The sequence below is a fragment of the Bacteroides sp. AF32-8BH genome (assembly GCF_003435205.1).
In the GTDB taxonomy this organism is placed as follows: Bacteria; Bacteroidota; Bacteroidia; order Bacteroidales; family Bacteroidaceae; genus Bacteroides; species Bacteroides ovatus.
This window is the reverse complement of sequence record NZ_QVLZ01000103.1, coordinates 1-2,377: the sequence shown is the minus strand read 5'-3', so window position 1 is coordinate 2,377 and position 2,377 is coordinate 1. Positions and strand designations below refer to the sequence as shown.

Sequence of the window (2,377 nt, the reverse complement as noted above, 5' to 3'; positions counted from 1 at the left end):
TCTGGGCTTTGCGCATAAAAAAGGCTGTGTCAGCGTTTTGACACAACCTCTTAAATCTTTTCGCGACAAGTAGATTACTTACGCAAACCGAGCTCTTTAACAATAGCACGATATCTTTCGATATCTCTTGCTTTCAGGTAATCAAGTAAGCGACGACGCTTACCTACCAACATTGTTAACGCTCTTTCAGTACTATAATCTTTTCTGTTGAGCTTCATGTGCTCAGTCAGGTGAGAAATACGGTAGGAAAACAATGCCACTTGGGCCTCAGCTGAGCCGGTGTCAGTGTTAGACTTTCCGTACTTTCCGAAGATTTCTTGCTTTTTAGCAGCGTCTAAATACATAATTCTTAGAATTTTAATTGATAAATTATTCTTTTGAGCGTGCAAAGATAGGCATTATCTTTATATCACACAACGATTTACAAGAAAAAATTGCTATCATTGCGCATATTTCTAATCCTATTTTCGTACCTTTGCAGCCAAATAATAGGTATTATATGCAAAATATTCGAAACATTGCAATCATTGCCCATGTTGACCATGGGAAAACAACGCTGGTTGACAAGATGCTATTGGCCGGAAATTTATTCCGCAGCAACCAAAATAGTGGTGAACTTATCCTGGATAACAACGATTTGGAACGCGAACGTGGTATAACGATTCTTTCCAAAAACGTATCCATCAATTACAACGGTACAAAAATTAATATTATTGATACTCCGGGACACAGCGACTTCGGTGGTGAGGTAGAACGTGTATTGAATATGGCCGACGGCTGTATTCTGTTGGTAGACGCCTTTGAAGGTCCGATGCCCCAGACTCGTTTCGTACTGCAAAAGGCACTGGAAATCGGTTTGAAACCTATCGTGGTAGTTAATAAGGTAGATAAACCTAACTGCCGTCCGGAAGAAGTTTACGAAATGGTTTTCGATTTGATGTTCAGCCTGAATGCAACGGAGGACCAACTGGACTTCCCCGTAATCTACGGTTCCGCCAAGAACAACTGGATGAGCACCGACTGGAAGCAACAGACTGACAGTATTACTCCGCTACTGGATTGTATCATCGAAAATATTCCGGCACCCAAACAATTGGAAGGTACTCCCCAGATGTTGATTACTTCTCTGGATTATTCTTCTTATACCGGTCGTATCGCTGTAGGCCGCGTACATCGCGGTACATTAAAAGAAGGTATGAATATAACGCTTGCGAAACGTAACGGTGATATGCTCAAGAGCAAAATCAAAGAGCTCCATGTTTTCGAAGGTTTAGGCCGCGTGAAAACAAACGAAGTTTCTTCCGGTGACATCTGCGCACTGGTAGGTATCGACGGTTTCGAAATTGGAGATACTGTTTGTGATTTCGAGAATCCGGAAGCATTGCCGCCAATCGCAATCGACGAACCGACCATGAGTATGCTGTTTGCTATCAACGATTCTCCTTTCTTCGGTAAAGATGGCAAGTTTGTGACTTCACGTCATATCCACGACCGTCTGATGAAGGAGCTCGACAAGAATCTGGCTCTCCGCGTAAGAAAAAGTGAAGAAGACGGTAAATGGATTGTTTCCGGCCGTGGCGTACTCCACCTTTCTGTATTAATTGAAACAATGCGCCGAGAGGGATATGAATTGCAGGTAGGTCAGCCGCAGGTTATCTTCAGAGAAATCGACGGTGTGAAATGCGAGCCGATTGAAGAACTGACCATCAACGTACTGGAAGAATATTCCAGCAAAATTATAGATATGGTTACTCGCCGTAAAGGTGAAATGGTCAAGATGGAAAATACAGGTGAACGTATCAATCTTGAGTTCAATATGCCTTCACGCGGTATCATCGGTTTGCGTACCAATGTACTGACTGCCTCTGCCGGCGAAGCCATCATGGCACACCGCTTCAAAGAATATCAACCGCACAAAGGAGAAATCGAACGTCGTACGAACGGTTCTATGATTGCTATGGAAAGCGGAACAGCTTTTGCTTATGCCATCGACAAATTGCAGGATCGCGGTAAATTCTTTATCTTCCCGCAGGACGAAGTTTATGCAGGACAAGTAGTAGGCGAACACTCTCATGACAACGACCTGGTTATCAACGTAACCAAATCGAAGAAGTTGACGAATATGCGTGCTTCCGGTTCGGATGATAAAGTACGCCTGATTCCACCTATCCAGTTCTCACTTGAAGAAGCACTGGAATATATTAAGGAAGATGAATATGTAGAAGTTACTCCTAAAGCAATGCGTATGCGTAAAGTGATTTTGGACGAAATCGAACGTAAACGTGCAAACAAGAACTAACCATTCTTTCATAATATTATAAAAGGAGGTTGTGTCAAAACGCTGACACAGCCTTTTTTTATGCGCAAAGCCCAGACT

Annotated in this window: 2 protein-coding genes; one reads left to right on the top strand and one right to left on the bottom strand. The window is 42.8% G+C overall.

Annotation, left to right across the window (positions count from 1 at the left end; genetic code table 11):
- Window positions 1-74 precede the first annotated feature (74 nt).
- The gene (rpsO, locus tag DWZ47_RS30145) at window positions 75-344 is read right to left on the bottom strand and encodes a 30S ribosomal protein S15 (RefSeq protein ID WP_004296393.1); all 270 of its coding nucleotides are present in this window, start codon (window positions 342-344) and stop codon (window positions 75-77) included.
- A 155-nt stretch (window positions 345-499) separates the two neighbouring features.
- Between rpsO and typA the strand changes: the two genes are divergently transcribed.
- Window positions 500-2,299: a translational GTPase TypA gene (gene typA, locus DWZ47_RS30140; protein ID WP_032844239.1), complete on the top strand. Its 1,800-nt coding sequence runs from the start codon at window positions 500-502 to the stop codon at window positions 2,297-2,299.
- Window positions 2,300-2,377 lie beyond the last annotated feature (78 nt).